The 25276-nt window shown below is 46.3% G+C and carries 14 protein-coding genes; 6 read left to right on the forward strand and 8 right to left on the reverse strand.

Going from position 1 to position 25276, the window contains the following annotated elements; all coding sequences use genetic code 11:
* The first annotated feature begins 150 nt into the window (after positions 1 to 150).
* Together NIAKO_RS03630 and NIAKO_RS03635 are read left to right on the forward strand one after the other, a co-directional pair.
* Complete coding sequence (locus NIAKO_RS03630; RefSeq protein WP_014217040.1) at positions 151 to 3804, forward strand: DUF4450 domain-containing protein; 3654 nt, start codon at positions 151 to 153, stop codon at positions 3802 to 3804.
* A 60-nt stretch (positions 3805 to 3864) separates the two neighbouring features.
* The gene (locus NIAKO_RS03635) at positions 3865 to 6693 is read left to right on the forward strand and encodes an outer membrane beta-barrel protein (protein WP_014217041.1); all 2829 of its coding nucleotides are present in this window, start codon (positions 3865 to 3867) and stop codon (positions 6691 to 6693) included.
* Between the two features lie 62 nt (positions 6694 to 6755).
* Here the strand turns inward: NIAKO_RS03635 and NIAKO_RS03640 are convergent, their stop codons facing one another.
* The 7 genes from NIAKO_RS03640 to NIAKO_RS03670 form a co-directional block, all read right to left on the reverse strand.
* On the reverse strand, positions 6756 to 7835 hold the full coding sequence (locus NIAKO_RS03640) for a T9SS type A sorting domain-containing protein (protein WP_014217042.1): 1080 nt from the start codon (positions 7833 to 7835) through the stop codon (positions 6756 to 6758).
* 198 nt (positions 7836 to 8033) lie between these two features.
* Positions 8034 to 9164, reverse strand: coding sequence for a redoxin domain-containing protein (locus tag NIAKO_RS03645; protein WP_014217043.1), 1131 nt, complete (start codon positions 9162 to 9164; stop codon positions 8034 to 8036).
* A 33-nt stretch (positions 9165 to 9197) separates the two neighbouring features.
* On the reverse strand, positions 9198 to 10262 hold the full coding sequence (locus NIAKO_RS03650; RefSeq protein ID WP_107685758.1) for an endo-1,4-beta-xylanase: 1065 nt from the start codon (positions 10260 to 10262) through the stop codon (positions 9198 to 9200).
* Between the two features lie 20 nt (positions 10263 to 10282).
* The gene (locus tag NIAKO_RS03655; protein WP_107685772.1) at positions 10283 to 13159 is read right to left on the reverse strand and encodes a glycosyl hydrolase 115 family protein; all 2877 of its coding nucleotides are present in this window, start codon (positions 13157 to 13159) and stop codon (positions 10283 to 10285) included.
* A 92-nt stretch (positions 13160 to 13251) separates the two neighbouring features.
* Positions 13252 to 13992, reverse strand: a complete 741-nt coding sequence (locus tag NIAKO_RS03660) for an SDR family NAD(P)-dependent oxidoreductase (protein WP_014217046.1) — start codon at positions 13990 to 13992, stop codon at positions 13252 to 13254.
* A gap of 183 nt (positions 13993 to 14175) precedes the next feature.
* Positions 14176 to 16317 carry an alpha-glucuronidase family glycosyl hydrolase gene (locus NIAKO_RS03665; RefSeq protein WP_014217047.1) on the reverse strand — a complete coding sequence of 714 codons (2142 nt, stop codon included), beginning with the start codon at positions 16315 to 16317 and terminating at the stop codon, positions 14176 to 14178.
* An 83-nt stretch (positions 16318 to 16400) separates the two neighbouring features.
* Complete coding sequence (locus tag NIAKO_RS03670) at positions 16401 to 17441, reverse strand: LacI family DNA-binding transcriptional regulator (RefSeq protein WP_014217048.1); 1041 nt, start codon at positions 17439 to 17441, stop codon at positions 16401 to 16403.
* 435 nt (positions 17442 to 17876) lie between these two features.
* Between NIAKO_RS03670 and NIAKO_RS03675 the strand changes: the two genes are divergently transcribed.
* Together NIAKO_RS03675 and uxuA are read left to right on the forward strand one after the other, a co-directional pair.
* The gene (locus NIAKO_RS03675; RefSeq protein ID WP_014217049.1) at positions 17877 to 19805 is read left to right on the forward strand and encodes a sialate O-acetylesterase; all 1929 of its coding nucleotides are present in this window, start codon (positions 17877 to 17879) and stop codon (positions 19803 to 19805) included.
* Positions 19806 to 19934: 129 nt separating this feature from the next.
* Positions 19935 to 21092 (forward strand): mannonate dehydratase, encoded by a 1158-nt coding sequence (gene uxuA / locus NIAKO_RS03680; RefSeq protein WP_014217050.1) that lies wholly within the window; start codon positions 19935 to 19937, stop codon positions 21090 to 21092.
* 122 nt (positions 21093 to 21214) lie between these two features.
* On the opposite strand, the gene NIAKO_RS03685 is transcribed toward uxuA, so the two are convergent.
* A complete protein-coding gene (locus NIAKO_RS03685) occupies positions 21215 to 23161 on the reverse strand; it encodes an LTA synthase family protein (protein ID WP_014217051.1) in 1947 nt (648 codons plus the stop codon).
* Positions 23162 to 23274: 113 nt separating this feature from the next.
* Between NIAKO_RS03685 and NIAKO_RS03690 the strand changes: the two genes are divergently transcribed.
* Entirely contained in the window at positions 23275 to 23952 is a 678-nt protein-coding gene (locus NIAKO_RS03690) for a response regulator transcription factor (RefSeq protein WP_014217052.1), read from the forward strand.
* Complete coding sequence (locus NIAKO_RS03695) at positions 23949 to 25208, forward strand: sensor histidine kinase (RefSeq protein ID WP_014217053.1); 1260 nt, start codon at positions 23949 to 23951, stop codon at positions 25206 to 25208. The genes NIAKO_RS03690 and NIAKO_RS03695 overlap by 4 nt, the downstream gene beginning before the upstream one ends.
* Positions 25209 to 25276: the final 68 nt, after the last annotated feature.

Here is a 25276-nt window from a genome sequence, read left to right on the forward strand (position 1 = left end):
TATGGTTAGCTAATATTCAGGAATCCTGCGTATTCGGGAGCCCACTCACTACTCACTACTCACTACTCACTACTCACTACTCACTACTCACTATTGCAGCTTTTTGATGACAAAGACTGTCTTTTAAACAGGTGCAGACCTAAACTCCCCATGCTTCATAAGACGCTATACTTTATTGTATTTCTCGCTACCATTACTTCTGCCAGGGCGCAATTGGCAAAGAACAATGCGCCGTTACCTGCAGCAGTAAAGGGAATACGATCTTCAAGTGAAAGAAGTTTACATTACCAGGCTGAGGGAACAGACTTTGTAACCGTGAATGGGAAAATGCGTTTTAACCGGGCGTTGTATGGCACCAATACCGCCTTCAGGATTGAAACGGGTGATCTGCCGGAGTTTGCGCTGTACATGCCGGGCATGGGCGGCAATTTTAAGCTGGGGTTGATCGCAGGCAATAAAAGCATTTGGTTAACAAACGCGAAATCGATAAAAGCTATTTATCGCCCCGGCGCCATGTTGTATGAAGTAAAAGATCCGTTGCTGGGAGCTGGCTCTATGCAAATTGCCGTACTGGCGCTGGCGGATAGCGAAGGCATGATCATAAAAACCCAGTTTGTAAACGTACCTCCTAAAGTAGCCTTGTGCTGGGTATATGGCGGTGCTTCCGGAAAAAAATTCTCCCGCGATGGCGATATCGGTGCCGATCCCGAATCTTCGTTTTACCTGCAGCCGGATTATTGCAAAGACAATACTTATTCCATTTCAAAGAACAGCTTTCATCTTTTGATGGGGGGGACAGAATTACCGGGCACCGTAAACAAAAACCTGAAACAGTTATCGGCCATTGTTCCACCTGCTTCTGTAATAAAAATAACGGATGCTGCCCAGCAACAGGACCCGCTGACATTATACCAAAGCAATGCATCTGCAACACCTGCTATTGCCGGTAAGCTGCCGGTGACTGCCGGCGCGCAGTATTTCTTAATACAACCTACCGATACCATACAGCTGGCTTACAACAAGCTTGTACAGATTTTTAATGAAGCAGAAGCCGCCCGTAAAAAACTGGCAGGCCGCGTTAAAGTAGTTACGCCCGACCCCTGGATCAATACCCTGGGTGGCGCCCTAAGTGTGGCTGCGGATGGTATTTGGGAATCGCCCACTTATTTACATGGCGCCGTTGCGTGGCGCATGCGGTTACCCGCCTGGCGCGGCCCGTATGTGGGGGATGCATTGGGCTGGCACGACCGGGCAAGAACCCATTTCAGCAGTTATGCCCTGTCACAGGTAACCACACCCGCAACAGGGCCGGTGGTTTTTGATACGGCTTTGCACCTGGCGCGACAGCTGGAGAAAATGGGTACTTCTATGTTCAGCAGCGGATATATCTGCCGTAATCCCAATGGCGATTTTCGTCCGCACCACTACGACATGAACCTGGTGTTTATCGATCAGTTGTTAACGCATTTTTATTGTACCGGAGATACTGCCTATATAAAACAACAATGGCCCTTGCTGCAACGGCACCTGGCCTGGGAGAAAAGGAATTTTGATGCAGACAGTGATGGCCTGTACGATGCCTATTGCTGCATTTGGGCCAGCGATGCTTTACAATACAGTGGAGGAGGCGTTACACATTCATCGGCCTATAACTACCGCGCCAATGCCGTAGCGGCGCAACTGGCGCCTATTGTAGGGGCAGATCCCACACCGTATCAGAATGAAGCCAATAAAATATTTGATGCCGTAAACAACCAGTTATGGATGCCTGAGCTGGGTTGGTATGCAGAGTACAAAGATGCGCTGGGGGAAAGGTTATTGCATCCTGCTGCCGGGTTGTGGACGATCTATCATGCCATCGATGAAAAACTGCCCGACAACTTTAAAGCCTTCCAGTCATTACGGTATATAGATAAATACATTCCCCACATTCCTGTACGGGCAAAAGGTTTGCGCGATACTACTAACTATTTGTTGACTACTACCAACTGGCAACCCTATGACTGGTCGCTGAATAATGTGGTACTGGCAGAGAACCTGCATACAGCATTGGCTTACTGGCAGGGCAACCGGTCGGAAGATGCCTACCGGTTATGGAAAAGCGCGCTGGTAGAAAGTATGTACCTGTCATCGAGCCCCGGGGGATTTGAACAGCTTTCTTATTACGATGCGATACGTGGAGAACTGTACCGTGATTTTGCCGATCCCATCGGCATGGCCGCCCGCTCCCTGGTAGAAGGTTTGTTTGGCATTGTTCCGGATGCCCTGAAAGATACGCTGACCATAAAACCAGGCTGGCCCGCTGCGTGGAATATGGCCTCCCTGCAAACGCCTGATATCTCGGTTGATTTTAAAAGAACCGCCGGCGCCGATCAATACATAATAAAACCAACCTACCCCAAAGCCATGAACCTGCAGCTGCGGGTACGGGCCTGGAAAGATGCTATTGAGTCGGTAACTGTAAATGGAAAACCTGTTAGCTGGCATGGGATAAATGATGCCGTTGGCGAACCGGTGATAGCCATCGATACATCAATGGCGAAACAATACCTGGTGGTAATTAAATGGGCCGGCGCGCCGGTTCAACCCATGAAATATGACAGCGTATATATCCTGGGCACGCAATTGACAGCCGCTACACCTGCAGGCTTTATTCAATCGATTTCCGATCCGCAGCAGGTGCTGCAGAACATCATGCTAACCAGCAACCAGGTGCAGGCAACGATACAAGGTACAACAGGTAATAAAACAGCGTTTATTCAATTACGGCAGGGTGAAATGGTTTGGTGGTTCCCACTTTGCTTTGAAGTAAAACAACAGCTTGAAATGCTGCCCAGCGATGATGTGAACGATAAAACACTGCTTTGCTATGTAAAGAATAATGGACCGGCGGTTTCAATTAAAGTGATCGTGAATAATTTTGATGTGCAAAGAGAGTTGCCGGCCAATTCAACCATTGATATACATCAAAGCGCCATTAATATACTGGTGCCTGGCACCAATCGGGTTCGCGTTGAACTGGAAAACGGGCAGCACATAGATTCAACAATAGTGAATTGGCAGGTTACTGCTAATGAATATAGCCGGTTTGAAAAAATAGATCTTACGAGATATTATAATGATAAGGTGACGAATATTTTCAAACAGACGTATTTGTCGCCAAGACCGCAGGCACCGACTTTACAACTGCCTACACAGGGAGTGGGCAACTGGTGTTATCCGTTGGTGCAACCGGTAATTGACGATGCAGGTTTACGCAAGGCGGCTGCTAATAATGAATTCATGTTGCCACAACATATTCCGCTGGCCACACCAGCCGATACGCTGGCAAAGAATATAATATTCACCTCAAACTGGGATAATTATCCTGATTCCATAGTTGTACCATTATCCGGCAATGCCAGTCATGCGTATTACTTACTGGCAGGTTCAACCAATCCCATGCAAACCAGGCTGGTAAATGGTGAACTGCGCATACATTATAAAGATGGCACAACCGATACGCTGGCCCTGTTGAACCCACAGAACTGGTGGCCTATTGAGCAGGACTATTTCATTGATGGTGTTGGGTTTACGACAAATGCGCCGCGTCCGCTCCGGTTGCAGTTAAAAACAGGAAAACTATATACCACCGCACAGGAATATACTACGCTCAAAGGCTTTTCCAACATGGCCATCGATGGCGGCGCCGCCACCATTCTTGATATGCCGCTCGATCACAATAAAGAGTTACAGTCTGTAAGCCTGCACACGATTGCGAATGATGTGGTGATTGGCTTAATGAGTGTGACCCTTACGCGATAGCCTTCTAATATTTTTTTAATGTCGTGCCACTTTTTCAGGTGAACCCCCGTCTTGGCTTGCATGCGGATTGTTACCCTATTGATTCTATTCATTTTAACGGCTCAATTTGCTACTGCTCAAAATAAAATAAGCGGTAAGATCGTTGACGCCCAAAACCGGCTGCCCTTACCCGACGCAACGGTTACAATTATTAATCCTGTTGACTCCGCTGCTGTTGGTTTTGCAGTGGCTGATAAATCCGGTTTGTTTGAAATAAAAAACCTGATCAAAGGAAACTTTGTGTTGGGTATAACCTTCACTGGTTATGCGCCCTATACAAAGCATTTGAATATTACCCAATCGCAGTTTGTAATGGACCTCGATACGGTGTTCATGCAACTGGATACTTCGCTGATGATGGGCGCTGTTATTGTACAGGCCCCGCCTATACAAATAAAAAAAGATACGATAGAGTTCAAGGCCAGTGCTTTTAAAACAAAACCCAATGCTACGGTAGAAGACCTGCTGAAGAAATTACCCGGGGTTGAAGTTGATAAAGATGGCAACATTACTGCACAGGGCGAAGAGATCACTAAAGTATATGTGGATGGAAAAGAATTTTTCCTGAACGATCCCAAGCTGGCAACGAAGAACCTGTCGTCGGATATGGTGGAAGCGGTGCAGGTATTTGATGACATGAGCGAACAGGCCAAGTTCACCAGGATAGATGATGGCAGCCGCAAACGTACCATCAATATCAAACTGAAGAAAGATAAAAAGAAAGGCGTCTTTGGCCGCACCAGCGCTTCTGCAGGTACCGAAGGCCGGTACGAAGGAAGCGGCTCCTTCAATACATTTAATAACACGCGCCAGATCTCCGTTCTGGGCGGCGCCAACAACATCAATAAACTGGGTTTTACCAATAACGACCTGGTAAGTTCTATGGGAGGTATGGGGAGTGTACGCCGTGGTAATAATGGCCGCGGAAGCGGCGGCAATGCACCTGCCGCAGCGAATGGGAATACCAAATCATGGAGTGCAGGTATTAATTTCCGTGATGAATGGAGCCGCAAAGTAAATTTCAACGGTAGTTATTTTGTTGCCCGGACCGATAACAGCAACTATAGCCAGAGCTTACGGCAAAACATGTTTGGCGACTCATCATCCTATGTTAATTCAATCAGCACCAGTAATAACAATAATCTTAATCACCGGTTAGGGTTCAGGCTGGAGTACATGATAGACAGTATGAACTCTGTATTGGTGACGCCTTCGCTCAATTATCAAACAGGTACGTCCGGCAACGATGGAACTTCCACTACCCGGGCCACCAGTCCCACGGTGAATTATAAAGCTATTGATGGAAGCAGCCATACCTCCAATAAACGTGATGGAACCAATTTTACCGATGACCTGTTGTTCCGTCACCGGTTTCGTAAACCTGGCCGCACGTTTACCCTGGGCTGGACAACAGCCGTGAACAACAGCAATGGCAATGGTTACAATTTTTCACCGTATCATTTTTTTGATTCTTCAGGTGCTGTAACCCGCTTCGATAACCGCCAGCAGATCAACGATCAAACTACCCGTTCTTTTAATAACACTATCAGTACATCGGTAACCGAGATGATAGATTCAAGCATGGTATGGGAGTTGAACTACGCGTATACCATCAATAAAAGCAACAGCGACCGGAATGTATTTAATTATGATACGCTCAATGCGTCGTTCGACCTGGCTGATACGGCGCAAACCAATTATTTTGAGAACCTGTTTACGGCGAACAGACTGGGGTCCAACTTCAGGGTAAAGAAGCAGAAGTACGATTACCAGTTTGGCGGTGCGGTGAACTTTGCCACTATGCAAAACCTCACCAGCCGCATCAATTCGATTGGAAAGGATAGTTCGTTTACGATGCGGCAAAGCTATACCAACTTCTTTCCGAACGCCTCTTTTAATTTTAACCCGGCGCCCCGCAAGAACCTGCGGTTTAATTACCGGGGCAGCACGCGTGCTCCAAGTGTAAGCCAGTTACAGAATGTGCGGGATGAGAGCAACCGGTTGAATATTCGTACCGGTAATCCGAACCTGAAACAGGAGTTCACGCATAACTTCAATCTTACCTATAGCACGTTCAACCTGACCAACTTTTTATATCTTAATATGAATGCCGGGGCCAGCATCGTAAACAACCAGATAGTTAATACCACCAGTAAAGAATCAGAAGGGGTGTTGTTAACGCGGCCCGAAAACCTGAACGGTTCACAGAGTTTTAATTTTTCCGGGACTATCGGCATTCCGTTGAAAAAAGTAACTACCGGCCGTCGCAGCCCGGTAAACCTGAACCTGACTTCATCTGCCCGGTATGGCCGCGATGTGAGCAAGATCATGGATACTGTACGTTTCAATTATACCAGCACATTGGGTCAGCGGCTTTCGTTCAATTATTTTATCCAGGATAAATTAGACCTGCAGGCCAATGCCAACTTTAATTATAACAAAGCGAATTACACTACATCGGGCTCTCAGGATTATAAATACTTCGATCAGCATTATTCAGTAGATGTTACCTATACCATCTTCAAGCGGATAATGTTCAACAATGATTTTGATTATTATATAAATACCGGCCGTGCGCAGGGCTTTAACCAGGCTATTCCTATGTGGAATGCCTATGTTTCCTGTCTGTTATTTAAAAAGCAGAACGGAGAGATCCGCATCAGCGGGATTGACCTGTTAAATCAGAATAAAAGTATTAACCGTACGGTGAATGTGTTGTATGTAGAAGATACGTACACCCGGGTGCTGCAACGCTTCTTCCTGGTAAGTTTTATGTACAACTTCAAGAACTTCGGGAAGGATATGTTCTCAAGCCGTGGAAGCCGGCAACGTACCGGTAAAAGCTATTAGTTTTGCGCCATCTTAACAATGAACGACCTGCCGGCATTTGCCTGGCAGGTCTTCTTGTTTTATTACTCTTTTGCTAATCGTAGCGTCAATGAGTTGTTATTTCCGGTAAGCCTCACAAAGTATAAACCATGTTTCATTTGCACAGGCAGGTTATATTTTGCCGGGGTGCTGCCTGCTTGTATAGTGGACTGATAGACCAATTGCCCGGCCTCTGTAAATACCGACAAACGGGTATAGGTGTGTTTGACTGGTAATTGCAGGTACAGGTATTTGTTAGCGGGATTTGGATAGATAGCCACCTTATCGGTGTTAGCACCATCCGGGCGAACGGCCGGCTTATTATCAGGATAGGAGAGCACCTGGTTATACAAAGCATTAGCCGCTGATCCGCAGGCGGAAGTGGTGCCTGTTGGCGCCAGGTTATAATTGCCGCAAGCCACACAGGAATAGGCCGCAGGATGAGACACAAAGGCTGCCGGTACATCTGCCGTCCATTTTATTTTAGAAGCCGCCTGTTTTGATGACAGCCATCCATTGACAACACTCTGGATCATGGGGGCATGAACTACCAGATAAGATACATCGGTGCTGGTTTCGGTAAAGAACCCGTCTTTATTCAGGTTGAAGGAAGAACACAGCTCGATTACGGAACTCTTCCCCATTTTCACAGTAGAGGCGGTTGCGCCGGCTGTCCAGGCGCCGGTAACCAGCATAGCCCCAAAATCATTAACGGCAATATTTATCTGTCCCTGTGAGAAGGAACCGATAATATTTACCAAACCTCCATTGCAGATGATCAGGTTGTCGATGGTGGAGACCGGAGCGGTGGCGTTGCCGGTTACTACCCCGGTTATATTAAGCCTTGCAGTATTCTTTACCAGGATTACGCCGGTCTTGTCAAGGTTGATGCTACCCAGCGTAACAGTACCAGCCTGAATAACAAGCGTACCGCTGATAGTATATGTATTGGCGCTTAAATTGATGGTGGATGAAATGCAATAGGTAGAACCGGCAGCTAAAGTGGTTGAACTGTTGGGTACGGCTAAACTGCCTGTTGGGCAATTGCCGGTACATTGCGCAGCTGTGCTGGTATATAGGCACATAGCTGCTAAAAGCAGGTTGAGGGCTTGAACTACTTTCATAGGAACGGGTCTTAAAAGGTATTTGATTGAAACGAAAATAACCTTCTCTTTCAAGTTGTCAAATAGCAAATGTCCGAATTTGACATTATAGTAATATGTATGTCAGTTGGTGGTAAACGTTATATTGTAGTAGTGGTGAGGTTAGGTGATTATAAGTTACTGTTTATAGTAATGGGAGAAGTGACTACTGACAACTCACTAATAATATCGTCCAATGAGCTTATTATCTACAATCAGCTTCTTTATCTCCGCTGCATCGATGGGTCCCTGTTTGCCATAAACGATCTTTCCGCCGGGTTCAACCAGGAGGGTATAGGGGAGGGCGCCCTGCCAGTTGGGATCGATGGATTCAATCAGTTTGTATTTATCATCGATAGCAAACAGGTAATTGGTATTGGAGGCCTGTTGCTGCTGCAGGAATTTCAATACTTTTTCCTGCCTGGTGGGATCGTCGGCGCTGATGCTGATGAACTCAAAATCGCGCCGTCTGAACATGCGGTTGATGGAAATGAATTCGGGGAATTCGGTAACACAGGGGCCGCACCAGGTTGCCCAGATATTGATCAATCGTAGTTTGTCAGTGTTGTTCTTTATTAAGTCTTTTAGTCCGGCTTCATCGATGGTATTAACCGATACCGGTTCTTTGGCCCATTCTTCAAACCCCTGTTTTACCAGCGATGTTTTTTCTGCCCATTTTATAGAGCAGCCAAAGACCTTGGTGGTTTCAACGGCTACGGGTTTTCCTTGCAACAGGGCATCTATGGCGTCGCGTGTATTGAATTCGGTGGGTGTTTTGGTTGGCTTTTCTACATTGTCTATCCGGCCCTGGTAGCGAAGCATGCGTGATTTGTCGAATATAAACACATGCGGTGTGGCCACCGGCCCGTAGGTTTTGGCGGTAGCCTGCGTTTCACCATCGTACAAATAAGGAAAGTTGAAATGTTTTTGTTTGGCCCTCAGCTTCATTTCATCAAAGTGGTCGCTCATATCGGTATATCCCAGCTCATCTAACCGTACCGATTTGGGATCGTTGGGCATAATGGCCACCACCGCTACGTTTTTGGCGCTGTAGTCTTTGGTAAGTTGAATGATCCTGTCCTCATAAGCCTGCGCTGTAGGGCAATGGTTACAGGTAAATACGATTACCAGTACCTGGGCATTTTTAAAGTTCGCCAGCGTATAGGTTTTGCCATCTATACCTGGTAACTTAAAATCAGGTGCTTTAGAGCCAATGGCGAGCGTTTTGTGTTCGTCACGAATGTTGTTTACAGGTGCTGCTGCCATACATATGGCAGGCAATAGTAATAGATAGGCAAACAATCCTTTCATAAGAGATTATTTACTATAAGGTACAACTTTTCGTCAAAATGAAACCACTGCATTAAAGGCCTTCTTCGGTTGTCCATTCCTATCAAACAACATGGGATAGTTTTTACGGCCGGCTACCGGGTATTCATCGAGCCAGGTATTCCGGTCTGAAATGCCCCAGCAGGTAACACCGGTGATTACATTTTTATATTCCCTGAAAATACTGAACACCTTTTTGTATTGTTCCAGCTGTTGTTGTTCACGTTCAGGCGTAAAGGCGTCGTTATCATCAGCCTGTTTGGCGCGGCGGTTCTTTTCCCAGGGGTAAACAGAGATGTCGAGCTCGGTGAACTGGATCTTCAGGCCCAGGGAAGACAGCTTTTCAATGGTGCTGCGCAACTCCTTTTCTGTTGGTTCGTAAATTGACCAGTGCGCCTGCAGTCCCACCCCCATTACCGGTACTTTGGCATCCACCAGTTTTTTCAGCAGCTGGTAAACGCGTTCTGTTTTTTGCGGCCGTTCAGTATTATAGTCATTATAAAAAAGAACAGCATTGGGATCGGCTGCGTGGGCATATTCAAAGGCTTTGGCTATGAAATCTTCTCCGCAGATCTGGTACCAGAGTGAGTTGCGATAAATGTGACTGCTGTCGTCAGCTACCGCTTCGTTCACCACATCCCAGGCGTATACCTTGCCTTTGTACCGGTTCACTACTGTGGTAATATGGTCTTTTAACCGTTGTAATAAGACTTCTTTGGTAACGGTATTGCCGGCAGCATCTTTAAACAACCAGCCGGGTGTTTGTTCGTGCCAGCACAGGCAATGCCCGCGTACCTTCATACCATGGCGTTGTGCAAAGTTTACAATGGAATCGGCCCGGGCCCAGTTATACCGGTTCTCCTCCGGGTGAATGGGCCCCATCTTCATATCGTTCTCCGGCGTAATGCTGTTGAATTGTTGAACGATCAGCTGTGCATCAGGACCACTCAATGAACGCAGGCTAACTGCTACGCCAACCGGAAAGTAACTGGCGTAATAATCTTTGAGGCCTTTTATCTCCTGTGCAAATAGCGTTGTCGAAAGAAATACTGTAATACAGATAAGCATTATCTTTTTCATATGCCAGGTTCTCAATTTTGTTAGAAGTTTTTAAGGCATCCCGGGGCGTCAAACGCAGGTGGTCCCAGGTAGCTTTGTTTTACTCCGCCCCAGTCGATAACAATTTTCTGTAACACAATACCAGGATCAACAGCCCAGATATTCAGGGTATGCCTTCCTGCTTTTGATAAATTATGTGTGGAAGGACTGATGCGGATATTATCACTTACCGATTGTGCCCAGGCCTTTTCGGAATTATCTGCATGCAGGTTGATGATCTGTGGTGTTTCGTTATCAAAGGAAATTGCATAGCGCAACCCGGTTGATTCGTTGAATGGCAGGGTAGGAGAGCAATAGACCATTACTTTTGTAGCACCCGAATCGGTAGTATACAGATCATACTCAAGATGCGCAGTGGTTGGTTTAAAACTAAATGAGCGCGGCGAGGTTGGAAAAATGGTGACGCCATCACTTGTTCTTCCTATGTATTGAATGTGTTTCCATTGAGTATTTCTTTCATCGATGCTTTTTGCATATTGATTGGCTTCCATTGAAATATAGCCATTGCATTCCGCTGCTGTATTAAAGTTCCTGCCGGGTATTTCCAGTTTTTCCAGGACGGCGTACACGGTTACTTTGTTATTGTCCGGGCCGGTGATGGTGATGGGAACCCGGTGTTTTCCTATTGGCACGGACGACCATTCCACAAAGAAGGAGATCCGTTCTTCTTTTGTTATCTGTCCGCTCTTAGCAGAAAAAAGCAACCAGCTGTTTGTTTCTATAGAATACGTAAATGGCGTGGTGCCGCGGTTGAACAGATCGATGTATTGTAAGCCGGGAGACGTATAATTATTTAAAGCCGGTAAGGTAGCTGTAACTGAATCATTGGGCCAAACCGCTTCGGAACCTTCAATGGAAACGCCCATGCTGGCCTGTCCCTGGGGCGTAATGGTTTTTACTTCGGGCATTTTGTTAACGGGAGGTTGTTGCCAGTACGTGTACCCGATATGGGTTTGGTCCATCATGTGATCCCATTTCCCGTTTGCCAATACCTTGTTGTATTGAATGGTAAGCTGGGAATCATTAAGGTATAATTTACGAACGCTGTCGGCCAGGTCATTGGTGGCAGCCCGGCCTTGTTTGGCATACAAATAGTTTTTACCGGCGGCTGCATACATAGCATTCAAATTGGCGCTGGCCTTTATTGGAAACAACACCAGTTGATAATATGCATCCTGGTAACTGGCAGGCAGTAACCGGCCAATAGAATCGGCCTGGGCGGCAAGTTTCCTGTATTGATAAACTACATTGTCTGCCTCCTGGTAATTTACCTGGCTATAGGTGTCAGGCGATAACAACTCGGGTTTTCGACGGCTGTTGTATTGCGTGTATCTGGAGAGCAGGGGCCCAATGAGACTGGCTCTTTCGTTGCCAAATTGCTGGCTGGCCCAATCTGCGGTGTATGCACGAACCTGGTCGGTTTGATATTGTGAAGGCGCCCAGGCATAATCCAAAAAGAAGGAGATGGGCAATTCCATAGGTTTCAGATCGCCTACGTTCACGATCCAGATGCGGTTCACTCCATATTCATACGCCAGGTGCATTTGTTCCCAGGTGCGGGCAATGGTATTGGTGTTGATCCATTTGTAATTACGCGGGCCGCCCACATAATCAAAATGGTAATAGATGCCATAACCACCGGCACGCCCGGGTGCATTCCATTTGGGCAGTTTGCGGATATTGCCCCAATTGTCGTCACACAATAACAGGGTGATGTCATCAGGTACCCGCATGCCTTTGTCGTAATAGTCCTGCACTTCTTTATACAACGCCCACAATTGCGGAGTGGCGGTAGCATCTTTGCCGGTTACATTGGCAATGATCTTACGTTGATCGGTAACAATTCTTTCTAATAAGGCAATATTGCTTGATTGACTCATGGGCATATCGCCATCGCCCCGCATGCCTACAGAAACAATGCTTTCATAATTCCGTTTGCGGCGAATGCCTTCCTCCCAGAACTTTTTTAATTGCATTTCATTGCTATCGTAGTTCCATTTACCGGTTCCATACCGCCGCCATTCGTCATGTGCCCGTAACATAGGTTCGTGGTGACTGGTGCCAATTACAATACCGTATTGGTCGGCTACTACCGGGTTCAGGGTGTCATCGTCATAAAAAGCATTGCCCCACATAGCCGGCCACAGATAGTTTGCCTTACAACGAAGCAACAGCTCAAACACTTTCTCGTAGAATAAATGATTGAAGCCGCCAAAGGTGGCTTTGCTCCATTGAGATAAAGCCGGCGCTTCATCGTTGAGGAAAATGCCCCGGTAGGTTACCCCGGGCGATTGAAACTGTTTAACGGAACTGTTATACCATAATTCAGGACTGGTTTTCACCGGCACATCGGCCCACCAGTACCAGGGCGATATACCCAGTTGTTTGGATAATTCGAACACCCCGTACGCAGTACCGCGTCTGTCGCTGCCTGCGATCACCAGGGCCTGCTCAACCCCCGGCCATGGTTTGCGGATAACCTGTAACTGAAAAGCCTCCCATTTGCCTTTTATGCTGTCTACGCGTAATTTTTTTGTTTGAACCAGTTGGTTGATGAGGGCTGACTGATCGAGCGAACCGATGATGATACTGGTTGATTGTGGAATGGCATGTGACGTGTCGGGTTTTACACCGGTGATCTTCTCTATATCGGTTTGCAGCAGGGCAGCTGCTTTTTGCACCAGCCAGTGATCATTGGCGCTTACATATATGGGGGGCGCTTTTTTACCCCCGACAAGTCGGGGCAGGCCGGCAACGATGGGGAAAGCACCGGTTTGATTTTTAGTAAAGATGGTTTGCTGTGCAAGCAGGCAAACCGTATACAGACAGGCAAGTAGTATCAGCAGGATCTTTTTCATATGAAGAAGTAAAACGTTGGGCGGGGCAGTCATTGTAATCCGGGTTGCAATTGAACAATTGCAACCCGGGTCAATAATATTTATCTGAATTACTAAAAACCAATTGAGTTACCACCATCAACCGGTAATACCACGCCGGTGATGTAGCGTGATGAATCGGTGGCCAGGAACAGGGCGGCATCGCCAATATCGCCGGGATGGCCCATAACGCCCATGGGAGTGCGGCCGAGGGCTTTGCTTTTTCGTTCAGCATCTGCATTAAATGCTTTAGACGTCATGTCGGTGGCAATAAAACCAGGTGCAATGCAATTGGTGCGGATACCCTGAGGCGAGAGTTCTGTGGCCATAGCCCGCGTCATGCCTTCTATAGCCGTTTTAGAAGCTGAATAGGCGATTACTTTAGGAATGCCATATTGGGCCGCCATGGAGCTGATATTGATAATGCTGCCTTTTTTATGCGGCAACATGGTTTTTACTACTTCACGCGTTAAGGCAAATACCGCTACTAAATTGGTTTGTATTACTTTCAGAAAATCTTCATTGGTTACTTCGGTAAAGTCTTTTTTCATGTTGATACCGGCATTGTTTACCAGGATATCAATATGTCCGAATTGCGTAATTACCTGTTTTACCAGGGCGGGGATAGCTTCCAGATCGCTGAGGTCGGCCACCATGGGTACGCAGAGGGCGCCCAGCTTTTGTTTGGCCTGGTGCAGTTTTTCCTGATCACGGCCTACAATGACCGTAGTGATATTGTGCTGCACAAATTTCTCTGTAATGGCCAGGCCAATGCCAGAACCACCTCCGGTTACGATCGCTACTGTTTGATTCATTTCTACTGTATTTATCTTTAATTGTAACTTTTTACTGTTATCCGGCAATCGTGAAACGTGAAACGGCTGCAGGCTGTAAGCCGCAAGCTGCAAGCAAATACAATTCCGGTTTTAGCTTTGGCCTTTAACCTTTTAACTTTAACCCGTTTTCTCCACTTCAACATTCGACATTCAACATTTCTTCTAATGAGGTGCATAAGGAAATTCCAGCCCTTCATAATAAGCCAATGTATGGTCTGGTTTTTCGTATCTGGCCGGAATAGGTTTATTGGAAAAGGTTTGAAAATACAGTAAGCAGGCGTTGCGCCACCATACGGCTTCCTGCTCCTGGATGGCAAGCAGTTGTTTTACCTCGCTGAACCGTTCGGCATCGATATAATTTTTCATCCCGTTCCAGCTGCGTTGTATCCAGCGTACGGAATCAACGCCACTGTAATATTTATCGCACAACGTTTCCCACAGGGTTTTTCCGGAATGCATTTTATAATCCCAGGGCACGTGGTGAAACCATAATAAAAACGCTTCCGGACAGGTAGCCAGCTCTTCAAATTGCTGCCGTACGGCCGGCTGGTATTGCGCGAGGGCATTACTGCCGGTGGCAGTACGATTGAAACCGATACCAATGGAGTCGGCTTTATGAAAATATACCGGGTTCCAGTCGGCACGGGGCGCTTTGTTGTACCAGGGGGCTGGACCATAATGATGTCCATAACCCATAATATGGTGAAGGCCCAATGGTGTCATATAGTTTACCATTATTTCCCGCGAGGCCAGCATGAGCTTTTGCACGGTATCAACAAATGCAGATTTATTGGTAAAGGTTTGCCGCAGCCACTCATTGGCAATTTGCGCCGAAGTTAAGGTATTGTCCCAGGCCAGCCGTCCCAGTGTATACCAGTTGGCCTGGCCAAAGGGATGACCCGTCCAGTTGATGTCGCTGCCGATATTCGATACGCCTGCCATGCCGCTGAGGGTATGGCCATCAGTGGTGCCATCTACTATCTGCGCTACCGTACTATTGTTTTTTGCATGGGTATCGGCATCCAGCACTTCTTTAAACAACGGCGCCATGTACACCAGGTGGGTGGCAAAGCCCAGGTATTCCTGCGTGAGCTGGTATTCCATCATCAGCGGGGTTTGCGGCATAGCGCCAAACAACGGATGAAAAGGCTCGCGCGGTTGAAAATCTATAGGGCCATTCTTTACCTGCACCAATACGTTTTTTCTGAATTGTCCGTCCAGGGGTTTAAAGTCGTTATACGCCTGCTTGAACCTGTCTTCAGGCGTTTCATTGCTGTATACAAATGCGCGCCACATTATAATACCGCCATGTGGCGCAACTGCATCGGCCAGCATGTTGGCGCCATCAGCATGGGTGCGATTGTAATTCTGCGGACCTGGTTGTCCTTCTGAATTGGCTTTCACCAGGAAGCCGCCAAAGTCAGGGATGTATTTATAGATCTCGTCGGTTTTATCTTTCCACCATTTTCTTACTTCCTCGTTTAAGGGATCGGCCGTTTTTAATTTACCGATCTCCACTGGTGCGCTGAAGCGGGCGGTGAGATAAACTTTTATATTGTATGGACGAAATGCATTGGCCAGGGCTGCTATCTTTTGCAACCACTCATCCGTTAGGATAATGGCATTGGCGTTTACATTGGTAAGCACCGTGCCATTGATACCGATAGAAGCATTCGCCCGCGCATAATCAATATATCGTTGGTCGATATAACCCGGCAACCGTTGCCAGTCCCAGATAGAAGAACCTGCATAGCCACGTTCTACAGTACGGTTCAGGTTGTCCCAATGATTCAGTAACCGGATTTTTATTTTAGGTGCACTGGTTATCGAAAGCTGCCGGATGGGTTGCTGGGTTTGCATCAACCGTAAAAAATGAAAGACCCCGTATAAAATCCCTGCTTCTTTATTAGCCGTGATAAGTGTTATGTTCTTGCCCTCATACATCACTGTACGGATAATAAAACCTTCATCTCCCAGGTGCGCCAGGGCGCTGTCTGCTACCAGCTTACGAATAACAGGGGAACGTTCAGGCAGACCCAGCAGTACGGCGCCATTAATAATAGCAGGTTGTGCCGGCACCTTTTTACCCAATAAACCAGACAGGCCGGTTTGTAATTCCTGGTTGGCAGCAACCAGTTTCCCGTCATCAACCGGGCAATTGATGCTGGTGATCTGTTGCCGGTATTGCTGTAATAAAGCAGGGTTATCGATCGTATTATACCGTAACCACAAACGATAGCCATCTTCCGCAGATACGGAATTATAGATGAGAATAACGAATAAAATTAGGAGCCATTTTTTCATATGGTATTCTTAGTTCTGAGTTTCAGGTTCCAGGTTGCCGTGCAGCAGTGTATTGCTTGCAGCTTACAGCTTGCGGCTTGCAGCTACTCGCTATCCGAACTTGTCTTCAATGATGAAGCTCTTATTATCAGTTCTGAGCGTAATAAAATGGTATTGGTAGCGTCGATGCTGTTCACGCCATTTAAGTGATTGATTAAACTGGCGGCTGCCATTTCACCCATTTTATAACCGGGATAATTAATAGTAGTTAAGTTAGGTTCAACCACGGTTGACACCGGGTCGTTGTTAAAGCCTGCAAAAGCGATGTCCTGCGGAATGCGGATGCCTGCCTTTTTTAAAGCCACCATACAGCCTACGGCACAGTTATCGTTTGCGGCAAAAATGGCATCGGGCAACGGGTTCATTTGCAGAATAGCTGCAGCTGCCTGGGCCCCGTCTTCCTGGCTCAGGTTATTGATAAGGATATATTTTTCATCAAAAGCCAGCTGATGATCGGCCAGCGCCTGTTTGTACCCGGCCAGCCTGTCAGCATACACATTACGTTTTGGCGTGGCGGTAATATGAACAATGCGTTTGCAACCCTGGGCAATTAAATGACTGGTTGATTCGTAAGCGCCTCTGCGGTTATCGATCAGTACACAGGTACAATCAGGATGCTCGGCCACGCGATCGAAAAATATGAGGGGAACGTCCTTTTTTATGAACTGGTCAAAATGGGCAAGGTCATCGGTTTCGTAAGCGAGGGATACCAGCAGGCCATCAACCCGGTTATTGAACATGGTTTTGGCGCTGTCGACCTCTTTGCCTGCCGATTCAGACGACTGGCTGATGATAAGCGTATACCCTTCATTATTGGCCACACTTTCAATACCGGCGATCACCGTGCTCATAAAATAACTGTTGAGCCGCGGAACGATTACGCCTATGGTATAGGTACGCTGTTCCCGCAGATTGCGGGCGAAATGGTTATACCGGTAGCCCATTTCTTCGGCCAGGTCGAAGATCTTCTTCTTGGTCTTTTTGCTAACGACGGGGTCGTCTTTGAGCGCCCGGCTTACCGTAGCTATTGAGACATTCAACTTACGGGCAAGGTCGTAAATTGTTATTTCTTTGGGTTTTGCCATACAATCGCTTACATATATGATAATAAAGGTAGAATAAAATTATTTTAAAAAAAACAATGTAATCGGTTACATTGTCTCATTTTTCTGGCTAAATTAGTGTCACGAATTGTTTATCAATTGATTGCCATGTTGATAAAAATGATGGAAGACCTGGTTAAGGGTCCTAAAATAAAGTCACAGTAAAGATGGAAAGTTCGACAGGATGTTGCATTGAATGGGTTTGCGCATCCGTCGGACTTTTTATTTGAGACAAAGGCCGCTGAACGCTTAAGGCTTAAGGCTGAACGCGAAAACAGGTTGAGTAGTGAACCGGACGTACAAGTGTGCGACGCAACGCTGCCTAACAGGTATTCTGGTGCCGGAGACAAAAAACTAAGAACAAAGAACTAAGAACCCAATAACTTAAGAACTTAATAACTAACGAACTGAATAACTATGTACCGATTGCTTTCCTTATTTACTACTATTCTGTTAAGTACAACTGTGTTTTGTGAAGTAAAACTCCCCCGTCTCATCAGCGATAATATGGTGTTGCAACGGGATACGAAGTTGACTATCTGGGGCTGGGCGGCGGTTGGTGAAAAAGTTAACATTCGTTTTAAGGATAAAACCTATGCTGCCACCACCGGCGCAGATAGTACCTGGTCGGTAGTGCTGCCTGCACTAAAAGCCGGCGGGCCGTTTGATATGCAGATCAACGGTTCAAACCAGGTTGTAATAAAAAACATTGTAATTGGCGATGTATGGGTTTGTAGCGGCCAGTCGAACATGGAGCTGCCGATGGAACGGGTAAAAGAAAAGTATCCCACTGTGATTGCGCAAGCTGCCAATCCGAACATCAGGCAGTTTAATGTAGCTACTACCTATGATTTTCAGCGGGCACGTAAAGACTATGATTCTGGGAACTGGCAACTGGCCGATCCGCAGACTGTATTACAATTCACCGCAGTAGGCTATTTCTTTGCCAAAGCATTATACGAAAAATACCAGGTACCCATTGGTTTAATAAAAGCCAGTGTGGGCGGTTCACCTGCCGAAGCCTGGTTGAACGAAGATGCCCTCAAAGCTTTTCCGCAACACCTGGAAATGGCGCTGAAGTACAAGCGCGCAGGTTACATGGACAGTATTCGCGCCCGGGATCAGCAGGTTCGGAATGACTGGTATCAAACCATCTGGCAACAGGATCAAGGGTTACACGATACCAAACCCTGGTACGATCCCGGGGTGAATACATCCGATTGGAAAACCATGCCGGTGCCTGGCTTTTGGGATGAACACGGATTGAAAGGGGTGAATGGCGTGGTTTGGTTTAGAAAAGATATCGAGGTGCCAGCCTCCATGACCGGCAAACCCGCAAAGTTGTTATTAGGAAGAATTGTTGACCAGGATTCCGTTTTTGTAAATGGCCGTTTCGCCGGTACTATTGGGTATCAGTATCCGCCCAGAAGATACGAATTGCCGGCGGGGATGTTACAACCGGGAAAGAACACCATAGTAGTGCGTGTAATTAATAATGCGGGTCGGGGTGGATTTATTACTGACAAACCCTATAAAATAACTGTAGGGGAGGAAACCATCGACCTTAAAGGCGACTGGCAGTTTAAGCCGGGTACTACAGCGCCTCCCTTACCATCGGCCACCTTTTTTCAATATATGCCAACGGGTTTATACAAAGCCATGGTATCGCCTATGTTGCCCTATAGAATAAAAGGCGTTATCTGGTACCAGGGCGAATCCAATGCAGGACGGGCAGTTGAGTACCGGACATTATTTCCGGCAGTGATAAACACCTGGCGCCAGCAATGGCACGAAGGCAATTTCCCCTTCCTGTTTGTGCAACTGGCCAATTATATGGAAACGAAAGATCAGCCCGGTGAAAGTGGCTGGGCCATGACTAGAGAAGCCCAGTTGAAGACTTTATCTTTGCCCAACACCGGCATGGCAGTGATCAGCGATATAGGCGAGTGGAATGATATTCATCCGCTGAATAAAGAAGATGTTGGTAAGCGGCTGGCACTGTGGGCAGAAAAACAGGCATATGGCGATCAAAAAGTAGTGTATTCCGGTCCGTTATACCAGGGCATGAAAGTGCAGGGCAACAAAATTACGCTGCAGTTTACCGGCACCGGCAGTGGCCTGATGGCCAAAGACGGCAGGGAACTCAAATACTTCGCCATCGCAGGCGCCGATAAAAAGTTTGTATGGGCCAATGCCACCATAGAAGGAAACAAAGTAATAGTATGGAGCGACCAGGTGCCGCAACCCGTTGCCGTTCGGTATGCCTGGGCTGATAACCCGGAAGGAGCTAATTTGTATAATAAGGAGAATTTACCTGCGTCTCCATTTAGAACAGACAATTGGTAAGTTCTTAGGTTATTAAGTTCTTAGGTTATTAGGTTCATCGAACTTAATAACCCACGAACCTAATAACTGAATCATTATTCACAAATGGAACTATAATTCATAAAGCAAGTTTAGAAATAAGATTATTGTATGGAGTATACAATGCGCTGGTTCGGGCCAAACGATCCCGTTCCATTACAACATATCAGGCAGGCAGGATGTACCGGTGTGGTAACCGCCCTGCACCATATTCCCGTGGGCGATGTATGGACTATAGACGAGGTCAATAAACGAAAGGCGATGATCGAAGCGGCCGGAATGACCTGGACTGTTATTGAGAGTTTGCCGGTGCATGAAGACATTAAAAAGCAAAGCGGTAATTACCAGCTGTACATTCAAAACTATAAGGAGAGTCTGCGTAACGTAGCTGCCTGCGGTTTGCAGGTTATCACCTATAATTTTATGCCCATCCTCGATTGGGTTAGAACGGATATTAACTATGAAATGCCCGATGGCAGTAAGGCCCTGTTCTTTGAAAGGCTGGCCTTTATTGCCTTTGATGTGTTTATGCTGGAAAGACCCGGCGCCAAAAAAGAATATACAAAGGAAGAGCTCAGCGCGGCCAGGAACTATCTCGACAGCATAACACCCCAGAAAAAAGAAACGCTGTATCGCAATGCCCTGTTAGGCCTGCCAGGCAGTGATGAACCTTTTACGAAGGAGCAGGTGCTGGCTGCCCTCACTACCTATCACCACATAGATGCACAAAAATTAAAAGCGCACTTATTTTATTTCCTGCAACAGGTAATGCCGGTGGTGGAGGAGTGTGGTTTGAAAATGGCCATTCACCCTGATGATCCACCATACCCGGTATTGGGATTGCCCCGCATTATGAGTACCGAACAGGATATAAAGGATCTGTTGCAGGCGGTACCATCCAAAGCAAACGGGTTGTGTTATTGTACAGGTTCGCTGGGCGTTCGAAAAGACAATGATTTGCCTGGTATTGTACAACGCTATGGCGATCATATTCATTTTGTACACCTGCGCAGTACAAAAAGAGATGGCGCCGGCAACTTCTTTGAAGCCGATCACCTCACCGGCGATGTGGACATGTATGCGGTGATAAAAGAACTGGTGCTGGTGATGCAAAAAAGAAAAGTATCCTTACCCATGCGTCCCGATCATGGCCACCAGATGCTGGATGACCTTCAGAAAACAACTTATCCCGGTTACAGCGCTATTGGCCGCTTAAGAGGTTTAGCTGAATTGAGAGGATTGGAGTTAGGGATAGTTCGTAGTTTATAAGTTATTTAGTTTGTTAGTTATTAGGTTCTTAAGTTCTTAGGTTAATAGGGTCTTAGGTTTGTAGGTTATTAAGTTCTTGAGTTTAGGAATAATCACGAGTTTCAACTCAATAACTCAATAACTTATTCTTTCATTCCCCCATGCTTAAACAAATAATAAGCTGTTTGATAAGCAGCAATTGTCTTTTTACTCAGTGTTGAATCATTCTTAATGGCATGCTGTTCGTCTGTTTTGGCATTCCAAAGGTTGGTGACAACCTGTTGTTGCGGACTGGCAATTACCAGACTGTCGTGTTGCAGATAACCCAGTTTCTGATAGGTAGCAATATAAGCCCTGGGTTGAAAGGTGGGCAACAACACATTCTTTCCATACCAGTTTGATTCGTATTGCCAGTTCATTAAGCCGAATAAAGTGGCAAACATGTCTATCTGCGAACATTGTTTATCGATGACGTGATTGGCATCGCCTTTCAAATTATAAATGATGCAGGGAATATGGTATTTTGATACATTGATCTCATTTTTACCAGCGCTGCTGGCGCAATGGTCGGCCACAAAAATGAACACCGTATTATTGAACCAGGGTTTGGTGCGTACTTTTTTCAGCAATTCCCCAATGGCATAATCAGTATACTTAACTGCGCCATCCCGGCCGGAGCCGGAAGGGATATCGATCTTTTTATCGGGATACGTAAAAGGCCGGTGATTGCTGGTAGTCATTACAAAATCAAAAAAGGGCTGTTGTTTGGCATAACGCTCATCCGCCTCCCTGATAACTGCGTCGTACAGGTCTTCATCGCAAATGCCCCAGGCATTGGCAAAATGAATGTATTTATCATCGATGATACTTCGCGCCCCGGTGAAATGATCGCCCGGTTCAAACCTGCCACCTTTATCTATGATGTCAAATCCATTACTGCCAAAGAAGTTATTCATATTATCAAAATATCCATCGCCACCATAAAAGAATGACCGCGAATAACCAGCTTTTTTAAAGATGCTGCCAACGGTAAACAAACCCTGGTTATCGCTTCGCCGCACAATACTGTTACCGGGAGTGGGCGGAACACATAAGGTTAATGCTTCCATCCCGCGCACGGTACGCGTACCGGTTGCATACATATTTGAGAACAGGATGGCTGAATCTGCCAGGGCATCCAGCACAGGTGTAATGTGGTTGGTATTGCCAAAATGTTCCATAAAATCGGCACTGAAACTTTCGATGGTTACCATTATCACATTAGGCTTTTGCACTGCACCGGTATCGGCGATCTGCCGCCGGATGGAATAGCCGTTTTCCGTGAATGAAGTATTAGGCTCCTGCAGGTCTGAACGTATTAAGGAAAAAGCGCTTGCTTCCGGTTCCTTTGCATAAAAATCATAATAGTTCAATTCATTGTTCCTGAAAGCGGAAAAGAAAGAATAGACCCCAGCTTTCGACAATTCATTCTGATACCGGTTATGCGGCCCATCCGCCCAGGAATTGGGGATGAAAAGTACACCCAGGGCCGCGCCCATCAGAACTATGCCCGTCAATAAAAGCCGTGCTGGAAAAGGGGTATCAGATTTAAAGCTTTGTTGAAAGTACCTTCTCTTATAAAAAATAAATAATACCAGTCCCGTCAGCAACAACATGCCACTGATCAGCCAGGGCAGTGGGTACGACTGGTTGATATTATTAATAACCTCAAATGTGTATACCAGGTAGTCTACCGCAATAAAATTGAACCGGCTTTCAAATTCATCCCAAAACGCAAATTCGGCAAAGAAGGAGAACATGATAATAAGTACAGTAAGAAAAAAGCCGGCGCAGGTAATTATCTTATTAACCCTGGATGTATTCCAGCGTTGGGGCAACACCAATAAATAGATAGCATATACGGCGCAGAAACACAGGGCTACTATGGTGTCAAAGATCAACCCCTGTCCAAACATGCGCAAACAGGATAGAATACCGGGGTCGGCTTTATGAAACGACCACGCCAGTAAAACGGTTCTTGTAATAAAGGAAATAACCAGGAAGAACAGGATGAAGTGGAATAAGACAGAATATCTGGATTTTTGGATCATAGCTATTAAAAGATTGTAAATGAATGCTGAATTTTGAAGGAATCCTGAAGATTGCCACCGAATTACGCGAAATTTCTTCAGTTTTGGTATCTTACTTTGTATAAATTACCAATATGAAAGTACTGATTATTGAGGATGAACCATCGTTGAACAAGGCCATGGTAGATTATCTGCATCACCAACAGTACCTGTGCGAGTCAGTCAGTAACTTTCACGACGCCCTGGAAAAAACGGAGATTTACCAGTATGATTGTATTGTGCTGGATATTATGCTGCCCGGCGGCAGCGGGCTGGAACTGCTGCGTCAATTAAAGGCCAATCAAAAAAGCGATGGGGTGATCATTATTTCGGCGCGCAATGAGCTGGATGATAAATTAACCGGTTTACAGCTGGGGGCTGATGATTACCTTACCAAACCCTTTCACCTGCCGGAACTAAGCGCCCGCATTGCCGCCATCATCCGCCGTAAGAATCTACAGGGCAATACCCTCATCCGCTTTGAAGAACTGGAAGTAGATGTGCAGGCAAAAACCGTAAAAGTGCAGGGTACGGAAATAAGTCTCACCCGTAAGGAATATGAATTACTCCTGTATTTTCTCGTGAACAAGAACCGCGTCCTGTCGAAAGACGCTATTGCCAGCCACCTGTGGGGCGATGACGCGGACCTGGCGGAGAACCTTGATTTTATTTACACCCATGTAAAGAACCTGCGCAAAAAATTACTGCAGTATGGCGCCGGGGATTATATCCACAGTGTATATGGAATGGGTTATAAATTTTCCATTAAATGAAACTGTTCAGCCGATATAACCGCATTAATATAACTGCTTCCATCGTTGTGTTTGTGGTAGGCAGTGTGGCATTTTATTTTGTATTGCGTGCGGTGTTGCTCAAACAACTGGATGCATCCCTGCATACGGAACAAACAGAGATCATCTCCTATGTGCAAATGCATAATAAACTGCCGGAGGTAGTAAATGCCTATAACCAGCAGATCACCTTTGCAGTTACTAATGAGCTGAAGCCGGAAACAATTTATTATAGTGAAAAGGGTAAGGACAAAGAGGATAACGGCGAAATGGAATGGATGCGGAAACTGGCTTTCGACATTAAGGTGGGGGATAAAAATTACCATGTAATAATAACCAAGTCGCAGGTAGAAACGGAAGACATGCTGCAGTTGGTTATAATGGTTGGCGCCGGCATGATTGCGCTTATCCTGCTGGCAGGTTATGTGGTTAACCGCATGGTGATAAAACGCCTGTGGAGGCCTTTTTACAAAACGGTAGAAGAAGTAGAACAATACCAGCTGGCCAAACAGCAGGCCCTTCAATTACCGGCTACCGGCGTTAGCGAGTTTGACCTGTTGAACCATCAACTCATCAGCATGACGGACCGCGCGCAACAGGATTACCAGGTGGTAAAAGAATTCAGCGCCAATGCGGCCCATGAAATGCAAACCCCGCTGGCGGTAATCAGAACAAATACGGAAGCATTGATGCAGGACGAGTATGTATTGCAGCATCATGATAAATCCATTCAAACCATTGGCCAGTCGGTAAACCGGTTAACCCGCCTCAACCACGACCTGCTGCTGCTGGCCCGGATCGAAAATGGACAATTTTCCCTCCAGGAAAAGATCGACCTGGATAAAATAATTCTTCAAAAGACTGACGAGTTATCGGAGCTGCTGGCTTCAAAAAGGATCACACTGGATACCCGGCTAACGCCGGTGCACATTTCCTGCAACCATCACCTGGCTGAGGTTATTGTAAACAACCTGCTGAACAATGCCATCCGCTATAATAAAGAAGGGGGCATTATTAAAATAGAACTGACCCCTCAACAATTGATCATTTCCAATACTTCACTTTTACCTGCACTGGAAAAGGAAAAAGTGAGCCAGCGTTTTTATCGCCATCCCAATACAAAAGCAGATGGGAACGGACTGGGCCTCTCCATCGTAAAACAGGTATGTGCGGTAACCGGCTATACATTACAATATGATTACCAGCAGGGATTACATGTCTTTTCCATTACTTTATAATGCTTCAAAATCCTGACAGAATCAGGGACTAGGTTGCATCCGGTATTAGATGACTGGTTATAAAATTA

This window comes from Niastella koreensis GR20-10 (assembly GCF_000246855.1).
GTDB classification, from domain to species: domain Bacteria; phylum Bacteroidota; class Bacteroidia; order Chitinophagales; family Chitinophagaceae; genus Niastella; species Niastella koreensis.